At 69.5% G+C, this 18,726-nt stretch carries 15 protein-coding genes; 1 reads left to right on the plus strand and 14 read right to left on the minus strand.

Annotated features, from left to right (window positions below; genetic code table 11):
• Positions 1-57: 57 nt before the first annotated feature.
• Both FHS98_RS07755 and treA read right to left on the minus strand, forming a co-directional pair.
• Positions 58-2,559, minus strand: a complete 2,502-nt coding sequence (locus tag FHS98_RS07755) for a TonB-dependent receptor (protein WP_167102493.1) — start codon at positions 2,557-2,559, stop codon at positions 58-60.
• Between the two features lie 185 nt (positions 2,560-2,744).
• Positions 2,745-4,418: an alpha,alpha-trehalase TreA gene (gene treA, locus FHS98_RS07760; protein WP_167102496.1), complete on the minus strand. Its 1,674-nt coding sequence runs from the start codon at positions 4,416-4,418 to the stop codon at positions 2,745-2,747.
• Between the two features lie 146 nt (positions 4,419-4,564).
• Here treA and FHS98_RS07765 point away from each other — a divergent pair, with 146 nt between their 5' ends.
• Entirely contained in the window at positions 4,565-5,131 is a 567-nt protein-coding gene (locus tag FHS98_RS07765) for a hypothetical protein (RefSeq protein WP_167102499.1), read from the plus strand.
• Here the strand turns inward: FHS98_RS07765 and FHS98_RS07770 are convergent.
• The 12 genes from FHS98_RS07770 to FHS98_RS07825 all read right to left on the minus strand — a co-directional run bounded on the left by FHS98_RS07770 (position 5,128) and on the right by FHS98_RS07825 (position 18,622).
• Positions 5,128-5,796, minus strand: a complete 669-nt coding sequence (locus FHS98_RS07770; RefSeq protein WP_167102502.1) for a spermidine synthase — start codon at positions 5,794-5,796, stop codon at positions 5,128-5,130. The two genes, FHS98_RS07765 and FHS98_RS07770, sit on opposite strands and share 4 nt — an antisense overlap.
• A gap of 31 nt (positions 5,797-5,827) precedes the next feature.
• A complete protein-coding gene (locus FHS98_RS07775) occupies positions 5,828-7,288 on the minus strand; it encodes a mannitol dehydrogenase family protein (protein WP_167102505.1) in 1,461 nt (486 codons plus the stop codon).
• Complete coding sequence (uxaC, locus tag FHS98_RS07780; RefSeq protein WP_167102508.1) at positions 7,285-8,697, minus strand: glucuronate isomerase; 1,413 nt, start codon at positions 8,695-8,697, stop codon at positions 7,285-7,287. Before uxaC ends, FHS98_RS07775 begins: the two co-directional genes overlap by 4 nt.
• Positions 8,698-8,734: 37 nt before the next feature.
• Entirely contained in the window at positions 8,735-9,751 is a 1,017-nt protein-coding gene (locus tag FHS98_RS07785) for a sugar kinase (protein ID WP_167102511.1), read from the minus strand.
• Positions 9,752-9,862: 111 nt separating this feature from the next.
• Positions 9,863-10,993: an FMN-dependent L-lactate dehydrogenase LldD gene (gene lldD, locus FHS98_RS07790; protein ID WP_167102514.1), complete on the minus strand. Its 1,131-nt coding sequence runs from the start codon at positions 10,991-10,993 to the stop codon at positions 9,863-9,865.
• 40 nt (positions 10,994-11,033) lie between these two features.
• Positions 11,034-11,870 carry an amidohydrolase family protein gene (locus FHS98_RS07795; RefSeq protein WP_208402111.1) on the minus strand — a complete coding sequence of 279 codons (837 nt, stop codon included), beginning with the start codon at positions 11,868-11,870 and terminating at the stop codon, positions 11,034-11,036.
• The gene (locus tag FHS98_RS07800; protein ID WP_243847927.1) at positions 11,867-12,628 is read right to left on the minus strand and encodes a kinase; all 762 of its coding nucleotides are present in this window, start codon (positions 12,626-12,628) and stop codon (positions 11,867-11,869) included. The genes FHS98_RS07795 and FHS98_RS07800 overlap by 4 nt, the downstream gene beginning before the upstream one ends.
• A gap of 37 nt (positions 12,629-12,665) precedes the next feature.
• Positions 12,666-13,649: a 2-hydroxyacid dehydrogenase gene (locus tag FHS98_RS07805; RefSeq protein WP_167102520.1), complete on the minus strand. Its 984-nt coding sequence runs from the start codon at positions 13,647-13,649 to the stop codon at positions 12,666-12,668.
• 33 nt (positions 13,650-13,682) lie between these two features.
• A complete protein-coding gene (locus FHS98_RS07810) occupies positions 13,683-14,531 on the minus strand; it encodes an HpcH/HpaI aldolase/citrate lyase family protein (protein ID WP_167102523.1) in 849 nt (282 codons plus the stop codon).
• Entirely contained in the window at positions 14,528-14,980 is a 453-nt protein-coding gene (locus FHS98_RS07815) for a MaoC family dehydratase (RefSeq protein WP_167102526.1), read from the minus strand. The genes FHS98_RS07810 and FHS98_RS07815 overlap by 4 nt, the downstream gene beginning before the upstream one ends.
• A gap of 107 nt (positions 14,981-15,087) precedes the next feature.
• On the minus strand, positions 15,088-17,016 hold the full coding sequence (locus FHS98_RS07820) for an acetyl/propionyl/methylcrotonyl-CoA carboxylase subunit alpha (protein ID WP_167102529.1): 1,929 nt from the start codon (positions 17,014-17,016) through the stop codon (positions 15,088-15,090).
• Positions 17,017-17,020: 4 nt separating this feature from the next.
• Complete coding sequence (locus FHS98_RS07825; RefSeq protein ID WP_167103043.1) at positions 17,021-18,622, minus strand: carboxyl transferase domain-containing protein; 1,602 nt, start codon at positions 18,620-18,622, stop codon at positions 17,021-17,023.
• Positions 18,623-18,726 lie beyond the last annotated feature (104 nt).

Below are 18,726 nucleotides of genomic sequence, written 5' to 3' on the forward strand. Positions count from 1 at the left end.
AGAAAGGGGCGGCCGGCGCATGGCCGGCCGCCCCCGAAGCGACGCTTCCGATCGAGATCAGAAGCCGAAGTTGATCGTGCCCGAGATGGTACGCGGCGAACCGATGTACGCGAACGGGATCGAGGTGTTCGACGTGTTGGAGCTGAAGCCGCCAACATAGAGCTTGTCGAACAGGTTGGTGATGCTGAGCTGCACCCAGGTGCGGTCGTTCAGGCCGAGGCCCTCGAGCGAGTAGCGCGCGTCGAGATCGACCAGCGTGTAGGCCGGAGCCTTCGCGCCATAGACCTGCACGCCGTTCGCGAACACCGGCAGGTTCTGGTCGTTGACGTAGCGCGGGCCGGTGCGCTTGATCTGCGCGCCCAGCTCGAGCGGGCCGAAATTGCCCTGCGCGCGGCCACCGACGGTGTAGGTCGGCGAGTCCGATTCGCGCTTGCCGGCGGTCAGGAACACGCTGGTCGCGCCCGACGCCACATTGTCGAGGATCTTCGACTTCAGATACGAACCGAAGCCATACAGGGTGACCTGCGGGATCGGTTGGTACGACACCGAGCCGTCGACGCCATATTTATGCACGGTGCCGAGGTTGCGGTAGATCGTGATGTTCTGATCGGGGTCGTAGGACGAGGCCAGGCGGTTCTGGTAGAAGGTGTACCAGCCCGACAGCTCGGCCTGCACCTTGCTCGACTTGTAGCGCACGCCCGCGTTCAGATTGTCGGTCGTCTCCGGCTTGGGCTTGGAGATCGGGTTCGACAGCGGATAGGCGAAGGCGTTGTACAGGTTGTCCGTGCCCGGAACCTGGAGGCCCTTGTCGTAGCTGGCGAACAGGCTGAACTTCGGCAGGAAGTTGTAGACCAGCCCGGCGCTCGGCAGCACCTTGCTGTAGTTGATGACGCGATGCTGCGGGCCGACGAAGGTCGGGTTCGCGGCGAGGAAGGCCTGCTGATCGGCGGCGTCGGGGATGCAGTCGACGAAGCCGCTGCCGCCCGCTTCGCTGACGCAGTAGTTGGTGAGATCGCGCTTGAAGAACGGCGCGCGGACACCGGCGTTGATGGTCAGCTTGCTGTCGAAGAAGGTGCCGCGATACTCGCCCGACACCTGGTTCAGGATGGCGTAGGAGAGGCGGTTGCGCTTCTCCATCTTGTTGCCGTCGGCGTCGAGGATCGGGTTCTCGATCGGGTAGAGGTTCACGGCATGGCCGTCCGCCTTCAGATAGCCGACCTCGCCGGTCTGGCGATGGCGGCCATGATCGAAGGTGTAGGAGACGCGGACGGTCTGGGTGCTGTTGATGTCGTAGCGCAGCGAGGTGAGGATCACCCAGCGATGCGTCTCGGTGTGGCTCGGCGCATACAGCTCGACCGAGTCGAGCGTGTCGCCGTCGCCGTTCAGGTCGACGCCGCCGAAATAGGGCTTGCCGCCGATATAGCCGGTGATGCCGCCCGCGGGGAGGCCCGCCTTGGTGTAGGTGCCCTCGAAGCCGGTGACGGCGCTGTTGCCGCCGTTGGCCTTGACGATCTGATAGCTCGGATCGAACGTCAGGACGAGGCCGTCGGCCAGCGTGAAGCGCGAGTTCACGCGGATGTTGCCGGTGTGCGACGGGTTGAAGCTGTAATCGTAGAGCGAGCCGCAGGGCACGGCGGCCGGCTTGTCGACCTGCCCGGCGACGGCGGGCGCCGCCGTGCAGTGGCCGAGATCATATTCGCGCTCGCTCTTGGTGAGCGGGAAGCGGCCGGTCGTGCTCGACGGGCCGACCGAACGGCCGGCGGTGTCGAGACGCAGCGGGATCGACGAGAAGTTGCCGTTGCGGCCGACGTTATAGTTGCCGGCGACCGAGACGAAGTCGCCATTATCGCCGATCGGCTGATAGATCTTGGCGTTGTACTGATATTTCTCGGTCTGGTTGGCATGGTTGAACGGGTTGGTGTTCGACGCCGTGCTGGCCGAAAGGAAGGCGCGCGTGCCGAACGGCGTGAAGGTGCCGGTGTCGACCACGCCGAACATGTGGAGATAGTTATACTCACCGAACGAGCCCGCCAGACGGACGTGGAAGTCCTCGGTGGGGTTGCGGATGGTGTAGTTGACGGTCGAGCCGGTGGCCGACGCGGTCGGGCTGTCGATGTCCGTCGAGCCGAGGCTGACGTTGACCTGATCGATCAGTTCCGAATCGAGCTGCTGCTGCGAGTAGATGGCATAGTTGCCGGTGTCGTTCAGCGGGATGCCGTCGAACGTCTGCGAAATACGGCTCGAGTCGAAGCCGTGGATGTTCAGCGTACCGCCCGAGTTGCCATAGGGGTCGTTGTTCTGGAAGCTGACGCCCGGAATCATGTTGATGATGTCGTCGATCGACTGGCCGGGGCGCTGATTCTTGATGAAGTCAGAATTCAGCACATAACGGGCCTTGGGCGTATCGGGCAGCGACACGCCTTCGAGCGGCTTGATGCGCGAACCGGTGACGAGGATCTGCGGCTGGTCGAAATCCTGCGAGCCGGTCGACTGCGCGAAAGCCGGCGTGATCGCCGCCAACGCGAGAAGCGACACGGATGCGCGTGCGCTAAGCTTCACGATATTCACTTTGGAATTCCCCTGTTGTGTAGACCCTGACGAAGAGTATTTCGCGCTGCTAGCGGGGCGACTAGCGTTGGCAAATGTCAGATTTGCGACGGCGGTCGACTTATGTCGCACTGCATCATTTTAGGGGGAGGGTGTGGCTCTGGGGGCACAGTTCTCAGGCAAGTGCTTCGAATTCCTCAATTTCCGTTGGGAATTGCGTAATCGGCCGCCAACGCGCGGGTGACGCCGTTGGTCCAGCCGAAGCCGTCCTGGAGCGGATATTCGCCGCCGCCGCCGCCGCGGCGATTTTCGACGTCATATTTCTCGACGAGCTTGCCGGAGGCGCGATAGCGGCTCGCCACCGTGCCCAGCCAGCGCTCCGCGATGGTCTTCGCCAGCGCCTGCTCGCCGTTGCGGCGCAGCCCCTCGACCGCCACCCACTGGAGCGGCGCCCAGCCGTTCGGGATATCCCATTGCTGGCCGCTGGCGATGGTGGTGGTGCGCAGGCCGCCGGGCGCGAGGAGCTGTCGGCGGACCGTCTGCGCCACGGCGTGCGCCTGATCGGGGCGCGCGGCGCCCACGAACAGCGGGAAGAGCGTCGCCGCCGTCACCCGGCTGGTCGGCTTGCCGGTGCGCCATTCGAGATCGGCGAAGCGGCCTTCGCGGCTTGCCCAGAAATCCGTGCGCAGCGCGTTGGCGCGGGCATTGGCGCGCGCCGTATATTCGCGCGCGCAGGCCTGATCGACGGCGCGGGCGCAGGCGATCGCGATCATCCGCTCCATGCCGTACATCAGGCTGTTGAGGTCCACCGGCGCGATCTCGGTGGTGCGGATGGTGCGCAGATCCTGCGGATCGGTGAGCCAGCGGGACGAGAAGTCCCACCCGCTCTCCGCCGCCGAGCGCAGGTCGCGATAGAGATTGCCCGGCACCCGGCGCGATCCGGCGGCGGTGGCGACATCCTCCGCATAGCTTTCCTCGCGCGGGGTGGCGCGCGCGTCGCGATAGCGGTTGACGAGATCGCCGTTGGGCAGGCGGGCGACGTGGAACCGCGCCTGGCCGGGGGCGAGCCCGTCCTCGCCGCGCATCCAGAAGGCATGTTCGCGGCGCAGCGCCGCCAGCCGCCGCCGGAAGGTGGCGACGTCGTGCGCGGGCGACAGGCCGAGCATCAGATAATAGACCGGCGGCTGCGACCGGCTGAGATAATAGGTCCGCGTGCCGTTCGGGATATGGCCGTAGCGTTCGATCAACGTGGTGAAGTCGTCGATCATGCCCTCCACCAGATCGGTGCGCTGGTCGCGGACCAGCCCGAGCATGGTGAAGTAGCTGTCCCAGTAATAGATTTCGCGGAAGCGGCCGCCCGGCACGACATAGGGGCTGGTGAGCGCCAGCGCGGAGCTTCCCGGCGGCACCGCGCCGGGCTGGCGGGTGAGCACCGGCCACAGCGCGGCGATGTGCGCGAGCAGCGGCGTGTTCGCGGCGCCTGCCTGGGGCGGCGGCGCCGAGGGGGCGGAAGGCACGGTGAAGTTGGCGAGCACGAAACGCCGCAGCGCGGCCCCGCCCTTCAGGTGCGCGGCCTTGTAATCCGCGAGAATCTGGCCGGGATCGCGATTGGGAATGGCGTCCGCGAACGTCTTGCCGTCGGGGAAGATCCTGGCGATCTGCACGTCGCGGAACAGCGGGCCGTAGATGTCGGCCGGGGTCGCGACGACCGGGCCGCTCACCGTCGAGAAATTGAGGGCGTCCGGCAGGCGGCGCGGCGCGGGGGCCGGGGCGGCGGCGGCCGCGCCGGCAAGCCCGATCAGGGCGACACGGGACAGGATGGGCGCCAGACGCGACCAGGAGAGGCGATCGGCGGAGATTCGAAACGACATGGAACTGATCCTGCCGTCCCGCGCGCCGCTTGGCGAGTCCCTGTGCGGGATCGGAGCCCCGTCTCCCGCGTTAGACTGATGGCTAGATCGCCTCCGCTGGGGCGGTGCATTAAAGCTCGTGTCCTGAGTGGGTTAGAAGATTTGCCATGGGAGAGGCCAAGGCCCGGCTGGAGCGGCTGCGCGAAACCTTCCTCGCCAGCGCCGAACAATGGATGTTTCCGCCGTCGCGCTGGGAACGGGATGCGGTGCGCGAAATCCTGAGCCTGCCGGTGGAGCGTGCGATCCGCGGCGTGCCGCGCGGCGCCGCCATCCTCAACGCGCCGACGCGCGAGTGCCACACCAATGCGAGGTTCTACGCCGAGCATGATCCGACCGGCCGCGCGACGATGGTGACCGGCTGGTGGCGCCAGCCCAATGTGCTGGTGCTGCATTCGCTGGTCGAGATCGGCGAGCGGCTTTACTGCGTCACGCCCTTCGATGCCGATCCGAGCCCGGACTTCCCCTTCATCCGCGATCCCCGGCTGGGCTGGCACGAGGACGGGGCCGGCGAGCGCTATTGCGAGCGCGACGGGCACCGGATCGGGCCGGGGTTGCGCCTCGACGCGCCGCAGGTGATGGCCGACACCGAACTCATCCGCGACCGGCTGGAATCGGGCATGAACCCCTATGAGGCGGTGAAGGTCGCGATCGGGAGCGGGCGGCGCCGGCGCTAGGCGCGGGCGAACCAGATGACATGATGCGCGCCGGCCCCCGAGGCGCGGGCGCGGACCGCCACTTCCTCGACGTCGAAGCGCGCGCGCTTCAGCCGGTGGGTGAAGCTCCTGTCGGGTGCCGAGGACCAGATGGCGAGAACCCCGCCGGGCCGCAGCGCGCGTTTCGCCGCCATGAGGCCGTCGCCGTCATAGATACGGTCGTTGGCGGCGCGGACGAGCCCGTCCGGGCCGTTGTCGACATCGAGCAGGATCGCGTCATAGGCGCCCCGCGCGCCGCCGATCAGCGTGGCCACATCGGCGATGCGGACGTCCACGCGCGGATCGTCGAGGTAGTTTCCGGTCAACTCCGCCATCGGCCCCTTCGCCCAGTCGACCACGGCGGGCACCAGCTCGGCGACGGTGACGCGCGCATCCCCGGCCAGCACCGCCAGCGCCGCGCGCAGCGTGAAACCCATGCCGTACCCACCGATCAGCAGATGCGGTTTCGGCCGCCCGGCGATCCGCTCGCACGACATCGTCGCCAGCGCTTCCTCGGAGCCCGACAGCCGGCTGTTCATCAGCTCGTTGGGCCCAAGCATGATCGACCATTCCGCGCCGCGCCGGAACAGGCGGAGCGTGTCGCCGCCGGGGATCTCGGCGGTGTCGATCAGGATGCGGGGGACCATGAGGGCGCGATCCCCCATGTCCCCCGGAAGGTCAAGCGCGAAGGGCGGCCAGTGCGCCTTCGCGTTCGATGCGGTCGAGATGGCCGGTGATGGCCGCGACCAACTCCGCATCAGCGGCGAGCGCGGGCGGCACGATCGCCTCGATCGCCATCAGCGCGGCGACGCGCGCGGCGGCGCTGGTGCAGCCTTCGAGCGCGGCGGCGGTGCGGCCCGCCAGCGGATCGTCGACGGTGAAGCCTTGGCCCGCATCGTCGACGCCGCCCTGCCAGCGCATCCACGCAGCGACGGCGAGCGCGAGGCGGTTGACGCTCTTCCCCGCCGTCCGCCGCGCGAGGATCGGCGCGAGCAGCCGCTGGGGCAGCTTCTGCGAGCCGTCCATCGCGATCTGGCGGGTGCGGTGCTGGAGCGCGCTGTTGGCGAAGCGCGCCATCAGCTCTCCGCGATAGGCGTCGATATCGAGCCCTTCCGGCGGCGAGAGCGTCTCGGCCGATTCGTCCCACAGCGCCTCGACGAAGGCGCGGCCTTCGGGGCGTGCGACGAACTGGTTGACGAACTCGATCCCCGCGAGCCCGCCCAGATAGGCGATGCCCGAATGCGCGCCGTTGAGCAGGCGGAGCTTGGCCTCCTCCCACGGCGCGACATCCGCGGTGAGCCGCACGCCGAGCGCGGCGAAGTCCGGGCGGGGGCCGCAGAAGCGATCCTCGATCACCCATTGGGTGAAGGGCTCGGTCTTCACCATAGCGCGATCCTCGACGCCGATCCGCTCGGCCAGCGCGGCGATGTCGGCGTCGGTAGTGGCGGGAACGATGCGGTCCACCATGGTCTGCGGGAAGGCGCCCTCCGCCTCGATCCACGCCGCCAGCGCCGCATCATGCGCGCGCGCCATCGCCAGCACCGCGTTGCGCAGCAGGCGGCCATTGTGCGGCAGGTTGTCGCAGGAGACGGCGGTGAAGGGCAGCAGCCCCGCCGCGCGCCGCGCCTTGAGGCCGGCGACGAGGAAGCCCGGCACGGTGCGCGGGGCGGACAGGTCGGCGAGATCGGCGGCGATGTCGGGATCGCCTTCGATCAGCCTGCCGGTCGCAGGATCGAGCCGGTATCCCTTCTCGGTGACGGTGAGCGTGACGAGATGCACGTCCGCCGAGGCCAGCGCCGCCACCACGCGGGCCGGGTCTTCGGGCGCGACCAGCACGTCCTTGACCGCGCCGAGGATGCGGATGCGCTGCTGCTCGCCCGAGCGCACGACGAGGCCGTAGAGCCCGTCCTGCGGCACGAGCTGGTCCCGCACCCCGGCCGAGCGCAGCGACACGCCGAGCACGCCCCAGCGCAGATCGCCCGCCGTCAGCGCCGCGTCGAACACGGCCGCCTGATGCGCGCGGTGGAAGGCGCCGATGCCGAGATGGACGACGCCGGTCTTCACCTGCGCCCGGTCGTAACCGGGGCGCTCGACATCGACGGGCAGCGTCTCCAGCGTCGCGGAGGAGAGGCGGCTCACAGCTTGTAGGCCTGCTTCACGAGCCCGTAGGTCAGCGCATGGGCCACCTCCAGCGCCTCGTCCTCGGGGAGGCGATGCTCCGCGACGAGGCGGGCGAGGAAGGCGCAGTCCATCCGCCGCGCGACGTCGTGCCGCGCCGGGATCGACAGGAAGGCGCGGGTGTCGTCGTTGAAGCCGACGGTGTTGTAGAAGCCGCCCGTCTCGGTGACGCGCTCGCGGAAGCGGCGCATCCCCTCGGGGCTGTCGTGGAACCACCAGGGCGGCCCGAGCCGCAGCGACGGATAATGGCCGGCGAGCGGCGCCAGTTCGCGCGCATAGACATCCTCGTCTAGCGTGAAGAGGATCAGCGTCAGGCGCGGATCATTGCCATGCGCGTCGAGCAGTGGCTTGAGGCAGCGCACGAACTCGCCGGCGAGCGGGATGTCGGCGCCCTTGTCGCGCCCGAAGCGGGCGAGGACGGACGGATTGTGGCTGCGCGAGACGCCGGGATGGAGCTGCATCACCATCCCGTCCTCGATCGACATGCGCGCCATCTCGGTGAGCATCTGTCCGCGGAAAAGCTCCGCCTCGGCAGGCGTCACCGGGCCGGTCAACACCTTGGCGTAGAGCGCCTCGATCTCCGCGCGGGGCAGATCGGCGGTGAAGGCCGAGGGGTGGCCATGGTCGGTCGAGGTCGCGCCGGCGGCGCGGAAATGGGCGCGGCGGTTCTGGTGGGCGCGGAGGTAACCGGCGTAGGTCGAGACATCCTCGCCCGCCATCGCGCCGAAGCGGCGGACATTCTCGATGAAGCGGGGGTCTTCCGGGTCCATCACCGGATCGGGGCGATAGGCGGTGACGACGCGGCCGTTCCAGCCGCTCTCCCGGATCGCCTTGTGGTGGTCGAGCGGATCGAGCGGGCTCTCGGTGGTGGCGATCACCTCGATGTTGAAGCGCTCGAACAGCGCGCGCGGGCGGAAGGCGTCGGTCTTCAGCGCGGCGTCGATGGTGTCGTAATAATGATCCGCCGTCTCGGCCGAGAGCAGCACGTCGAGGCCGAACACCTCGGCGAACACCCAGTCCAGCCACATGCGCGATGGGGTGCCGCGCAGCAGATGATAATGCCGGGCGAAGAGGCGCCAGATCTTGCGGCCGTCCTGCTCGGTGGGGCTGCCGTCGACGGTGGGCACGCCGAGCGCGTCGAGCGGCACGCCCTGGCTGTAGAGCATGCGGAAGACATAATGGTCCGGCGTGATGAGCAGGCGCGCGGGATCGGGGAAGGGCTCGTTGGTGGCGAACCAGGCCGGATCGGTGTGGCCGTGCGGGCTGACGATCGGCAGATCCTTCACCGTCTCGTAGAGGCGGCGGGCGATGGCGCGGGTGGTCGGGTCGGCGGGGAAGAGCCGGTCGGGATGCAGTTCGAGCTTGCTCACGCGGATGTCTCCGGTGTCGGGATGAGGAAGGGAGGGGTTAGCGGCGGACGTCGAGGCCGCCGTCCCAGAAGGCGTCGATATCGGCGGTGCCGAACAGGCTCGCGTCGCCGGGCAGGCTGTGCTTGAGCGCCGCGAGCGCGAGGCCGGCGCGCGCCGCCTCGGCCGGGTCGCCCGTCGCGATCAGCCCGTGCAGCACCCCTGAAGCGAACGCGTCGCCGCCGCCGATCCGGTCGACGATGCCGGTGACGGCCACCTCGTCGGTCTGGTGCGCGCGATCGCGCAGGTCGACGCGGGCGGCGAGGCGGTGATGGTCGGCGTCGACGACATGGCGGGCGGTCGAGGCGATCAGCTTGAGCGAGGGAAAGGCCTCGAACGCCGCTTCCGCCGCGATGCGCCGCCGGTCCGGGCCGTCGCCGTCGAACGGCTTGTCGAGCAGCAACGCGACATCGCGATGGTTGCCGAACAGGATGTCCGCCATGCCGACCAGCTCGGACAGGATGGCGCGCGCGTCGCCGTTCCACGCCTGCCAGAGCGAGGGGCGGTAGTTGCCGTCGAACGAGATGGCGATCCCCGCCGCGCGCGCAGCGCGGGCGGCGGCGATGGCCATGTCCGCCGAGCGCTGGCCGAGCGCGGGGGTGATGCCGGAGAGGTGGAGCATCGCCGCGCCGTCGAGCAGTGTCGGCCAGTCGAACAACGAGGCGTCGGCCTCCGCGAAGCTGCTCCCCGCGCGATCATAGACGATCGAGGAGGCGCGCAGCGATGCGCCGGGCGTCAGGAAATAGAGGCCGAGCCGCCCCGGCGTCCGCGCGATGCCGCTCGCATCGACGCCATGGCGGCGGACATGATCGACCGCGCCCTGGCCAACCGCATGGGCGGGCACGGCGCTGACCATCGCGGTCCGGTGGCCGAGGCGGGAGAGGCCGATCGCGACATTGGCCTCCGCACCCCCGAAATTGGCGTCCAGCGTGCCGCCCTGGAAGAGCAGCTCCCGCCCCGGAGGGGAGAGGCGCAGCAGCAGCTCGCCGAAGCAGACGATGCGTCCCGCGCCGATCATGCGCGCAGCTCCCGAACAGGCTGTCTGGCCACTTTCCCTCTCACTGTCCTTACCATTATGTCGTCCTCGCTAAGCGCAGGCCTGCGCGAATGCAAGCGCTGGCACACCAGTTCAGGCGAGGATCGAGCGGTCGATCCCGGCGATGGTGCGCACGCCGGTGAGCGCCATGGCGACGCGCATCTCGCGCTGGAAGAGATCGAGCATCTGCGCGACGCCGGCTTCCCCGCGCGCCGCCAGCGCGAACAGCCAGGCGCGGCCGAGCAGCACGCCCTCCGCGCCCAGCGCCAGCATCCGCACCACGTCGAGCCCCGATCGGATGCCCGAATCCGCCAGCACGGTGAGCTGGCCGCGCACCGCGTCCGCGATTCCCGGCAGCGCGCGGGCGGAGGACAGCACGCCGTCGAGTTGTCGCCCGCCATGGTTGGAGACGACGATGCCGTCCGCGCCGATGCCGGCGGCGGCTTTCGCGTCCTCGGGATCGAGGATGCCCTTGATGATGAGCGGCCCCTTCCACTCGGAGCGTATCCAGTCGAGATCGTCCCACGAGATCGACGGATCGAAGTTGCGGCCGAGCCAGCCGATATAGTCGTTGAGCCCGCTGTCCTTGCCGAGCACCGGCTCCAGATTGCCGAGCAGATGCGGGCGGCCACGGACGCCCACGTCCCACGCCCAGCCGGGCTTGCCGATCGCCTGCATCATCCGCCGCATCGGCCCGCGCGGGCCGGACATGCCCGAATGCGCATCGCGATAGCGCGCGCCCGGCACCGGCATGTCGACGGTGAAGACCAGCGCCTCGGCGCCCCGCGCGCGGGCGGTGGCGAGCAGGTCGCGCATGAAAGCGCGGTCGCGGATGACATAGAGCTGGAACCACATCGGCCCCGGCGTGGCGGCCGTCACCTCGGTCAGCGAGCAGAGCGAGACGGTCGACAGCGTGAAGGGGATGCCCACGGCATGGGCCGCGCGCGCCGCCTGCACCTCGCCGCGCCGCGCGTACATGCCGCTGATGCCGACCGGCCCGAGCGCGATGGGGAGCGGCCGCCGCGCGCCGAACAGCTCGGTCGACAGATCGATGTCGGCGACGTTCTTCAGGACGCGCTGGCGCAGCGCGATCCCCGCAAGGTCCGACACGTTCCGCCGCAGCGTCTCCTCGGCATAGGCGCCGCCGTCGGCATAATCGAACAGGAAGCGCGGCAGGCGCCGGCGGGCCGCTTCGCGGAAGTCGTGCGTCGAGGAGATAATCATCGGGTCCGGTCTACCAGTGCTGGAAGGGATCGAGGAGGCGTCACAGCCCGTAGAAGCGGACGGCGGCGTCGTGGAACAGGCTGCGGCGCGCGGCCTCGTCGGCGGGGGCGGCCAGCCGCTCCGCGTCCGCGACCCAATCCGTATAGCGATCGCCCGCGAGCAGCAGCACCGGCCAGTCGCTGCCCCACATCAGCCGCTCGCCGAACTGCGCGACGAGGTGGGCGACATAAGGCGCGAGAGCGTCGGCGCTCTGGCCCGGCGCCTGCTCGGTGCGCAGGCCCGAGAGCTTGGCGTGGACATGGGGCAGGGCGGCGAGCGCGGCGATCTCCTCGCGCCACGGATCGAGTTCGTGCGTCGCGGCGAAGGGCTTGGCGCCATGATCGATCACGATGGGCAGCGCCGGCCAGCGCGCGGCGAAGCGGGCGAGCGCGGGCAGATGGCGCGGCTGGACGAGCGCGTCGAGGCGCAGGCCGTGCGCGATCATCGCCTCGATGGCGGGGGCGAGCTCGGGGCGGAGGATCCACGCGCTGTCCTCGATCGCCTGAAGCATGGGCCGCAGCCCCTTGAGCTTCGGATGGCGGGCGAGCGCCGCGATGCGCCCGGCCGCGTCGGGGCTCGCCAGATCGGCCCAGCCGACCACCGCGCGGACCAGCGGATCGCCCTCGGCCAGCGCCAGCATCCAGTCGGTGTCGCGGTCGTCCGGCTGAGACTGGACCAGCACCGTGCCCGCCAATTCCACGCCCTCCGCCGCCGCGCGCAGGTCGGCGAGGCCGAAGTCGCGGTGGAGGCCGGGCAGATCGGGGCCGGGCCAGCTCTGGCCGGGGCCGCCGATCGTCCAGACATGCTGGTGGGAATCGAGGATTGCTATCGGTGTCATGAACCATGAACAGACAACAAGGAGCGATCGGCCGCAAGCCTTGCCACGCAATCGGCGCGCGCAGGCATTTCGGCGAGGATATGGCGGGTCAGCCGCTCATAATGCTGGATGAAGCGCGCCACCTCGGCGTCGCCCATCAGGCCGGGCGCATCGGGGGCGGCGCGGGCGCGCAGCTCCCGCTCCTGCTCGATCCGCCAGCCCCGCACCACCTCGAAGCCCGGCGCCGCCAGCAGCATCAGCCGGTCGATCCGCGCGAACAGCCGCTGATACTCGCCGGCCAGCGCGGCGTTGACGGCGCGGCGCCAGAGGCCGCCGGCATCCTCCTCGCGTTCGAGGGCGTTGATCGGCTCGATGAGCGCCACTTCCGGCTGAGGCCGCGCGCCGATGCACCAGCCCTCGAAGATCAGCAGCCGGGTGCCGGCGGGGGCATGGCCCCATCGTCCGGCCGGGGCACGATCGTCGCAGGCCTTGTCGAAGCGGGGAAGGGCCGCCGCCTCGCCCCGGCCGAGCGCGTCGAAGGTGGCGAGGCCGAGCGCCACGTCATGCGTCCCCGGCACGCCGCGCGTGGCGAGGAGCGGGTGGGTGGTGCGGGCCAGCGCGACACGCTCCGCCTTCGTCCGATAGAGATCGTCGAGCGAGAGGATGGCCGTCCGCTCGAACCGTTCCGCCAGTCCGGCGGCGAGCGTCGATTTGCCGCTGCCCTGCGCGCCGCACAGGCCGAGCACGAACGGCCGGCCCGCCGGGGCCTCGCGGAGCAGCGGGGCGAGCCATGCCGCCGTCGCGTCGAGCAGGGCGTCACGCGACACGGTTGGGCGGTTCCCGTCCGTCGAAAAAGGCTTCGAGACTGGCGGCGGCCTGCATCCCCATGGCGGTGCGCGTCTCGATCGTCGCGCTGCCGAGATGGGGGAGCAGGACAGCCCGCTCGCACGCCAGCAGCGCGGGGTGGACGGCGGGTTCCCGCTCATAGACGTCGAGCCCCGCCGCGCCGAGGCGGCCTTGCGCGAGCGCCTCGGCCAGCGCTGCTTCGTCCACCACCGGCCCGCGCGCGGTGTTGATGAGGATGGCGTGGGGCTTCATCCGCGCGAGCAGCGGCGCGTCGATCAGGTGGCGCGTCGCCGCCCCGCCCGGCACATGGAGCGAAAGGACATCGGCCTCGGCCGCCAGCGCTTCCAGCGTGTCGGCGGGGGTGGCGTCGCACGCCGCCTCGATCGTCTCGGAAGCGCGGGTGCGGCTGACATAGCGGATGCACATCCCGAAGGCGCGGGCACGCTTCGCGGTCGCCTGCGCGATGCGGCCGAAGCCGACGAGGCCGAGCGTCTTGGCCGTGACGCCCTGTCCGATCAGGTGGGTGGGCCGCCAGCCGGTCCAGCGGCCGTCGCGCAGCTCGCGTTCGCCTTCGCCGGCGGGCCGCGCGGCCATCAGCATCAGCAGGATGGCAAGGTCGGCGGTGGCATCGGTCAGCGCGTCGGGGGTGTTGGTGACGGCGATCCCCGCGGCCCGCGCGGCGGCGAGGTCGATATGCTCGAAGCCTGCGCCGAAATTGCCGAGAATCCTGACGGTCGCGCCGGGAATGGCGAGGAGTTCGGCGTCGAGCCGGTCGGTGATCGTGGGCAGGATCGCGTCGTAGCGCGTCATCGCATCGGCCAGGGCGGCGCGGCCGAGCGGCGTGTCATCGGCGTTGAAATCCGCCTCGAACCGCGCCGACAGATGCGCCTCGACCGCCTCCGGCAACCGCCGTGTCACCAGCAGGCGGGGGCGTTGGCTCGTGATTGTCTCCATATTGTCCGATGTATGGAGGGGAGGCGTGGTTCGTCAAACCTCTCCGGCGCGGGCGAGGAGGTTTTTCGCCTGTTTCAGATGCGGCGCGTCGATCATCCTGCCGTCGAACTGGAGAGCGCCGGCGGACGGGGCGGCGGCGAAGGCCTCCACCACCGCGCGGGCATGGGCAACGGCGTCCGGCGAGGGGGTGAAGGCCTCGTTAATGACCGTCACCTGCGCGGGGTGGATCGCCATCATGCCGGTGAAGCCGTCGCGGGCGGCGCGGGCGGCGTAGGCGGCGAGGCCATCGAGATCGCGGAACGCGGGATAGACCGTCTCGATCGGCGCGATCCCGGCGGCGGCGGCCCCGAACAGCATCAGCGCGCGGGCCATTTCGTAGGGCGCGGTGTAGCGACCGTCCGCCTCGCGGCTGGTGGCGGCGCCGATCGCGGCGGGGAGGTCTTCCGCGCCCCAGGTGAGGCCGCAGAGCTTGCCCGCGACGGCCGCATAGCTGCCGAGCTGGAAGATGGCGGCGGGCGTCTCGGTGGCGATGGGGATGAGGGGCGCGTCGATCCCGCGTGCCGCCATCTTCGCCAGCAGGGCCTGCACCGACGCCGCGCCCTCGGCCTTGGGGAAGACGATGCCGTCGGGCCGTGCCTTGGCGATGGCGTCGAGGTCTGCATCGGTGTCGTGGCCGTCGAGCGGATTCACGCGGACGAACAATTTCGTCGTCCGATCCGTCCGGCCAAGGAAGTCGGCAATGGCCTTGCGTGCCTCAGGCCGGGCGGCGGGCGTCACCGCATCCTCCAGATCGAGGATCAGCGCGTCGGCGCCGGAGCCGAGCGCCTTCTCCATCCGGTCCGGCCGGTCGCCCGGCACGAACAGCAGCGAGCGCAGCCTCATGCCGGCTTCCGCAGCAGCAGCGCCGAACGCTGGCAGCGGCAGACCACCTCGCCGCGCTGGTTGATGAGTTCGTGGCGGAAGGTGATGATCCCGGCGTTGGGGCGCGACTTGCTGTCCTTGAGCGCCGCCACCTCGCTCGTCGCGCGCAGCGTGTCGCCGATGAACACGGGTTTCGGCATCACCACCGCGTCATAGCCGAGGTTCGCCACCAGCGTGCCGAGCGTCGTCTCGCCCACCGTCAGCCCGACCATCAGCGCGAAGGAGAAGGTGCCGTTGACGAGGATCTGGCCGAACTCGCTGGCCTTCGCCGCCTCGGCGTCGAGGTGGAGCGGCTGCGGGTTGTGCGTCATCGTCGAGAAGAGGAGATTGTCCGTCTCGGTGACGGTGCGGCGGATCGGATGCTCGATCCGGTCGCCGACCTGCCATTCGTCGAAATATTTGCCGGGCATCCCCAACTCCGCTTCCGTTTCCCAATCCGTTCGGGCTGAGCCTGTCGAAGCCCGTGTCTTTCCTGAAGAGAAGAACAGCCCTTCGACAGGCTCAGGGCGAACGGTGTTTATCCTTCCGGCTCGATGCGGGCGAGCAAAGTGCCTTCGGAAACCTGCGCGCCAGCTTGCGGGCCGAGCTCGGCCACGATTCCGTCGAACGGGGCGATGAGCGCCTGCTCCATCTTCATCGCCTCGATGACGACGATGCGCTGGCCCTTGGCGACCTTGTCACCCTTGGCCACCTCCACCGAGACGACGCGGCCCGGCATGGGGGCTGTGAGGGCTCCGTCGGAGATGCCCGCCGTGTCGCCATGATAGCGCGGCACGCTGGCGAGGAAGGACAAGCCGTCGTCATTGACGACCACGCCGTCATCGACCGGCTCGCCGATCACCGGGGCCTTCTCCCAGTCGCGCGGGAGTTCGGCCTCATACGGCTTGCCGTCGATCTCGACGCGGATGCGGCGATCCGCCCCGGCATTGGCGCGGAAGCCCATCAGCGAGCGCCACACGCTGCCGCGCTCGGGCTTGCCGAGCAGGCTGCCGTCGACCGCATCGACCATCGTCGGCTCGCCATGCGCCTCCTGCACCGCGATCGCGGCGGCGGCTTGCAGGACCATGTCCTCGGTCGGCTCGGCGGGGGGGAGGAGGCTGTCGCCGTGGCGTTCGATGAAGCCTGTGTCGATGCGGGCGGCGCGGAAGTCCTCATGGTCGAGCGCCCGCCACAGGAAGGGGGCGTTGGTCCTGACCGGCCAGATGTCGGTCGCGGCGCAGGCCTCGGCCAGCACTTCCGCTGCTGCCTCGCGGGTGGCCTCGTGGGCGATCAGCTTGGCGATCATCGGGTCGTAGAAGGGTGTGACCTGCCCGCCTTCCTCGACGCCGCTGTCGACGCGGACATCGTCCCAACCGCGATAGATGGTGAGCGGCCCGATGCTCGGCAGGAAGCCCTTGGCCGGGTCTTCCGCATAGATGCGCGCTTCCATCGCCCAGCCGTCGATGGCGAGTTCGTCCTGACGCTTCGGCAGCGCTTCACCGCTCGCGACGCGGAGCTGCCACTCGACCAGATCCTGCCCGGTGATCGACTCCGTCACCGGATGCTCGACCTGAAGCCTTGTGTTCATCTCCATGAACCAGATGCGGTCGGCGCGCAGGCCCTCGGATGCGTCGGCGATGAACTCGATGGTGCCCGCGCCGACATAGTCGACCGCCTTGGCCGCCTTCACGGCCGCGCCGCAGACCGCCTCGCGCGTCGCTTCGTCCATGCCGGGGGCGGGGGCTTCCTCGATCACCTTCTGGTGGCGGCGCTGGAGCGAGCAGTCGCGCTCGAACAGGTGGACGACGTTTCCGTGTTCGTCCCCGAAGACCTGCACCTCGATATGGCGGGGCGAGAGGATGTATTTCTCGATCAGCACCCGGTCGTCGCCGAAGCTCGATGCCGCCTCGCGCTGGCAGGAGGCGAGGGCGTCGAGGAAGTCGGCCGACGCCTCCACCTTCCGCATCCCCTTGCCGCCGCCGCCCGCGACTGCCTTGATGAGCACCGGATAGCCGATCGTGTCGGCCTCCGCCTTCAGATGCTCGGGCCGCTGGTCCTCGCCGAGATAGCCGGGCGTGGTGGGGACGCCCGCTTCCTGCATCAGCTTCTTGGCGGCATCCTTGAGGCCCATGGCGCGGATGCTGGAGGGCTTCGGCCCGACCCAGACGATCCCCGCCGCCGTCACGGCCTCGGCGAAGTCGGCATTTTCGGAGAGGAAGCCATAGCCGGGGTGGATCGCCTCGGCGCCGGTCTCCTTGGCGGCGGCGATGATGCGATCCCCGACGAGATAGCTTTCGCGCGCCGGGGCCGGGCCGATCGCGACCGCCTCATCCGCCATGCGGACATGCAGGGCGTGCGCGTCGGCGTCGGAATAGACGGCGACGGTGCGGATGCCGAGCTTTCGCGCGGTGCGGATGATCCGGCAGGCGATCTCGCCGCGATTGGCGATGAGGAGGCTTTCGATCATCGCATTACATCCGAAACACGCCGAACGCCGGGCGCTCGGGAATGGGGGTGTTCAGGCAGGCGGCGAGGCTCAGGCCCAGCACGTCGCGGGTCTGGACGGGATCGACGATGCCGTCGTCCCACAGGTTCGCGGTGGCGTTCCAGGGGTTGCCTTCGTCCTCGTACTTCTGCCGGATGGGGGCCTTGAAGGCCTCGGCCTCCTCGGGCGTCCACTTGTCGGCGTCGCGGTGGACGGTGGCGAGGACGGAGGCCGCCTGCTCGCCGCCCATCACCGAGATGCGGCTGTTGGGCCATGAGAACAGGAAGCGCGGCGAATAAGCGCGCCCCGCCATGCCGTAATTGCCCGCGCCGAACGATCCGCCGATCAGCATGGTGATCTTGGGGACCGACGCGGTGGCGACCGCCGTCACCAGCTTGGCGCCATGCTTGGCGATGCCCTCGGCCTCATATTTGCCGCCGACCATGAAGCCCGAGATGTTCTGGAGAAACAAGAGCGGGATACGGCGCTGGCAGGCGAGCTCGATGAAGTGCGCGCCCTTCACGGCGGCTTCGGAGAACAGCACGCCATTGTTGGCGAGGATCGCCACCGGCATCCCCCAGATATGCGCGAAGCCGCAGACCAGGGTGGTGCCGTAGAGCGCCTTGAACTCGTGGAATTCCGATCCGTCGACGATGCGGGCGATCACCTCATGGACATCGTAGGGCGCGCGGACGTCGCGGGGGATCAGGCCATAGAGTTCGGCCGGATCGTGCTTCGGAGGGCGCGGCTCCTTCAGTGCAATGTCGGGGGTGCGATCCGTTGGCAGCGTCGCGACGATGTCGCGGACGATCGTCAGCGCATGTTCGTCATTCTCGGCGAGATGATCGACCACGCCGGACTTCCGCGCATGGAGATCGCCGCCGCCCAGATCCTCGGCCGAGATCACCTCGCCCGTCGCCGCCTTCACCAGCGGCGGGCCGGCAAGGAAGATCGTGCCCTGATTGCGGACGATCACCGTCTCGTCGGACATCGCCGGCACATAGGCGCCGCCCGCGGTGCAGCTTCCCATCACGCAGGCGATCTGGGGGATGCCCTCCGCCGACATCTGCGCCTGATTGAAGAAGATGCGGCCGAAATGCTCCTTGTCGGGGAAAACCTCGGCCTGGTGCGGCAGGTTCGCCCCGCCCGAATCGACGAGGTAGATGCAGGGGAGGCGGTTCTCCCGCGCGATCTCCTGCGCGCGCAGATGCTTCTTCACGGTGAGGGGGTAATAGGTGCCGCCCTTCACCGTCGCGTCGTTGCAGACGATCATGCACATCCGGCCCGAGACGCGGCCGATGCCCGCGATCATCCCCGCGCCCGGCACCTCGCTTTTGTAGAGGCCATGCGCCGCGAGCTGGCCGATCTCGAGGAAAGGCGCGCCGGGATCGAGCAGATGGCCGACGCGATCGCGGGGCAGGAGCTTGCCGCGCGCGATATGCTTCTCCCGCGACGCCTCCGATCCGCCGAGCGCGGCGGTCGCCACATCGGAGCGGAGCTTGTCGGCCAGCGCTCGGTTGTGCGCGTCGCGGCGGCGGAAATCCTCGGACGAAGGATCGGCGAGCGTGGAGAGGACCGGCCCCATCAGAAATCCTCCCCTGCAAGGGGAGGGGGACCAGCCGCAGGCTGGTGGAGGGGTATGCCCCCCTCTGCACGCGCGACGTTCGCCATGGGCGTCGACGCCCCTCCACC

Source organism: Sphingomonas oligoaromativorans, assembly GCF_011762195.1.
Taxonomy (GTDB): domain Bacteria; phylum Pseudomonadota; class Alphaproteobacteria; order Sphingomonadales; family Sphingomonadaceae; genus Solisphingomonas; species Solisphingomonas oligoaromativorans.

Excerpts from the sequence above, each read along its gene's own strand:
- FHS98_RS07785 (WP_167102511.1), bottom strand. The coding sequence starts at position 9,751 with ATGATCGGCGCGGGACGCATCGTCTGCTTCGGCGAGCTGCTGCTGCGC.
- FHS98_RS07765 (WP_167102499.1), top strand. The coding sequence starts at position 4,565 with ATGGGAGAGGCCAAGGCCCGGCTGGAGCGGCTGCGCGAAACCTTCCTC.
- FHS98_RS07810 (WP_167102523.1), bottom strand. The coding sequence starts at position 14,531 with ATGAGGCTGCGCTCGCTGCTGTTCGTGCCGGGCGACCGGCCGGACCGG.
- FHS98_RS07815 (WP_167102526.1), bottom strand. The coding sequence starts at position 14,980 with ATGCCCGGCAAATATTTCGACGAATGGCAGGTCGGCGACCGGATCGAG.
- lldD (WP_167102514.1), bottom strand. The coding sequence starts at position 10,993 with ATGATTATCTCCTCGACGCACGACTTCCGCGAAGCGGCCCGCCGGCGC.
- FHS98_RS07795 (WP_208402111.1), bottom strand. The coding sequence starts at position 11,870 with ATGACACCGATAGCAATCCTCGATTCCCACCAGCATGTCTGGACGATC.
- FHS98_RS07820 (WP_167102529.1), bottom strand. The coding sequence starts at position 17,016 with ATGATCGAAAGCCTCCTCATCGCCAATCGCGGCGAGATCGCCTGCCGG.
- treA (WP_167102496.1), bottom strand. The coding sequence starts at position 4,418 with ATGTCGTTTCGAATCTCCGCCGATCGCCTCTCCTGGTCGCGTCTGGCG.
- FHS98_RS07770 (WP_167102502.1), bottom strand. The coding sequence starts at position 5,796 with ATGGTCCCCCGCATCCTGATCGACACCGCCGAGATCCCCGGCGGCGAC.
- FHS98_RS07805 (WP_167102520.1), bottom strand. The coding sequence starts at position 13,649 with ATGGAGACAATCACGAGCCAACGCCCCCGCCTGCTGGTGACACGGCGG.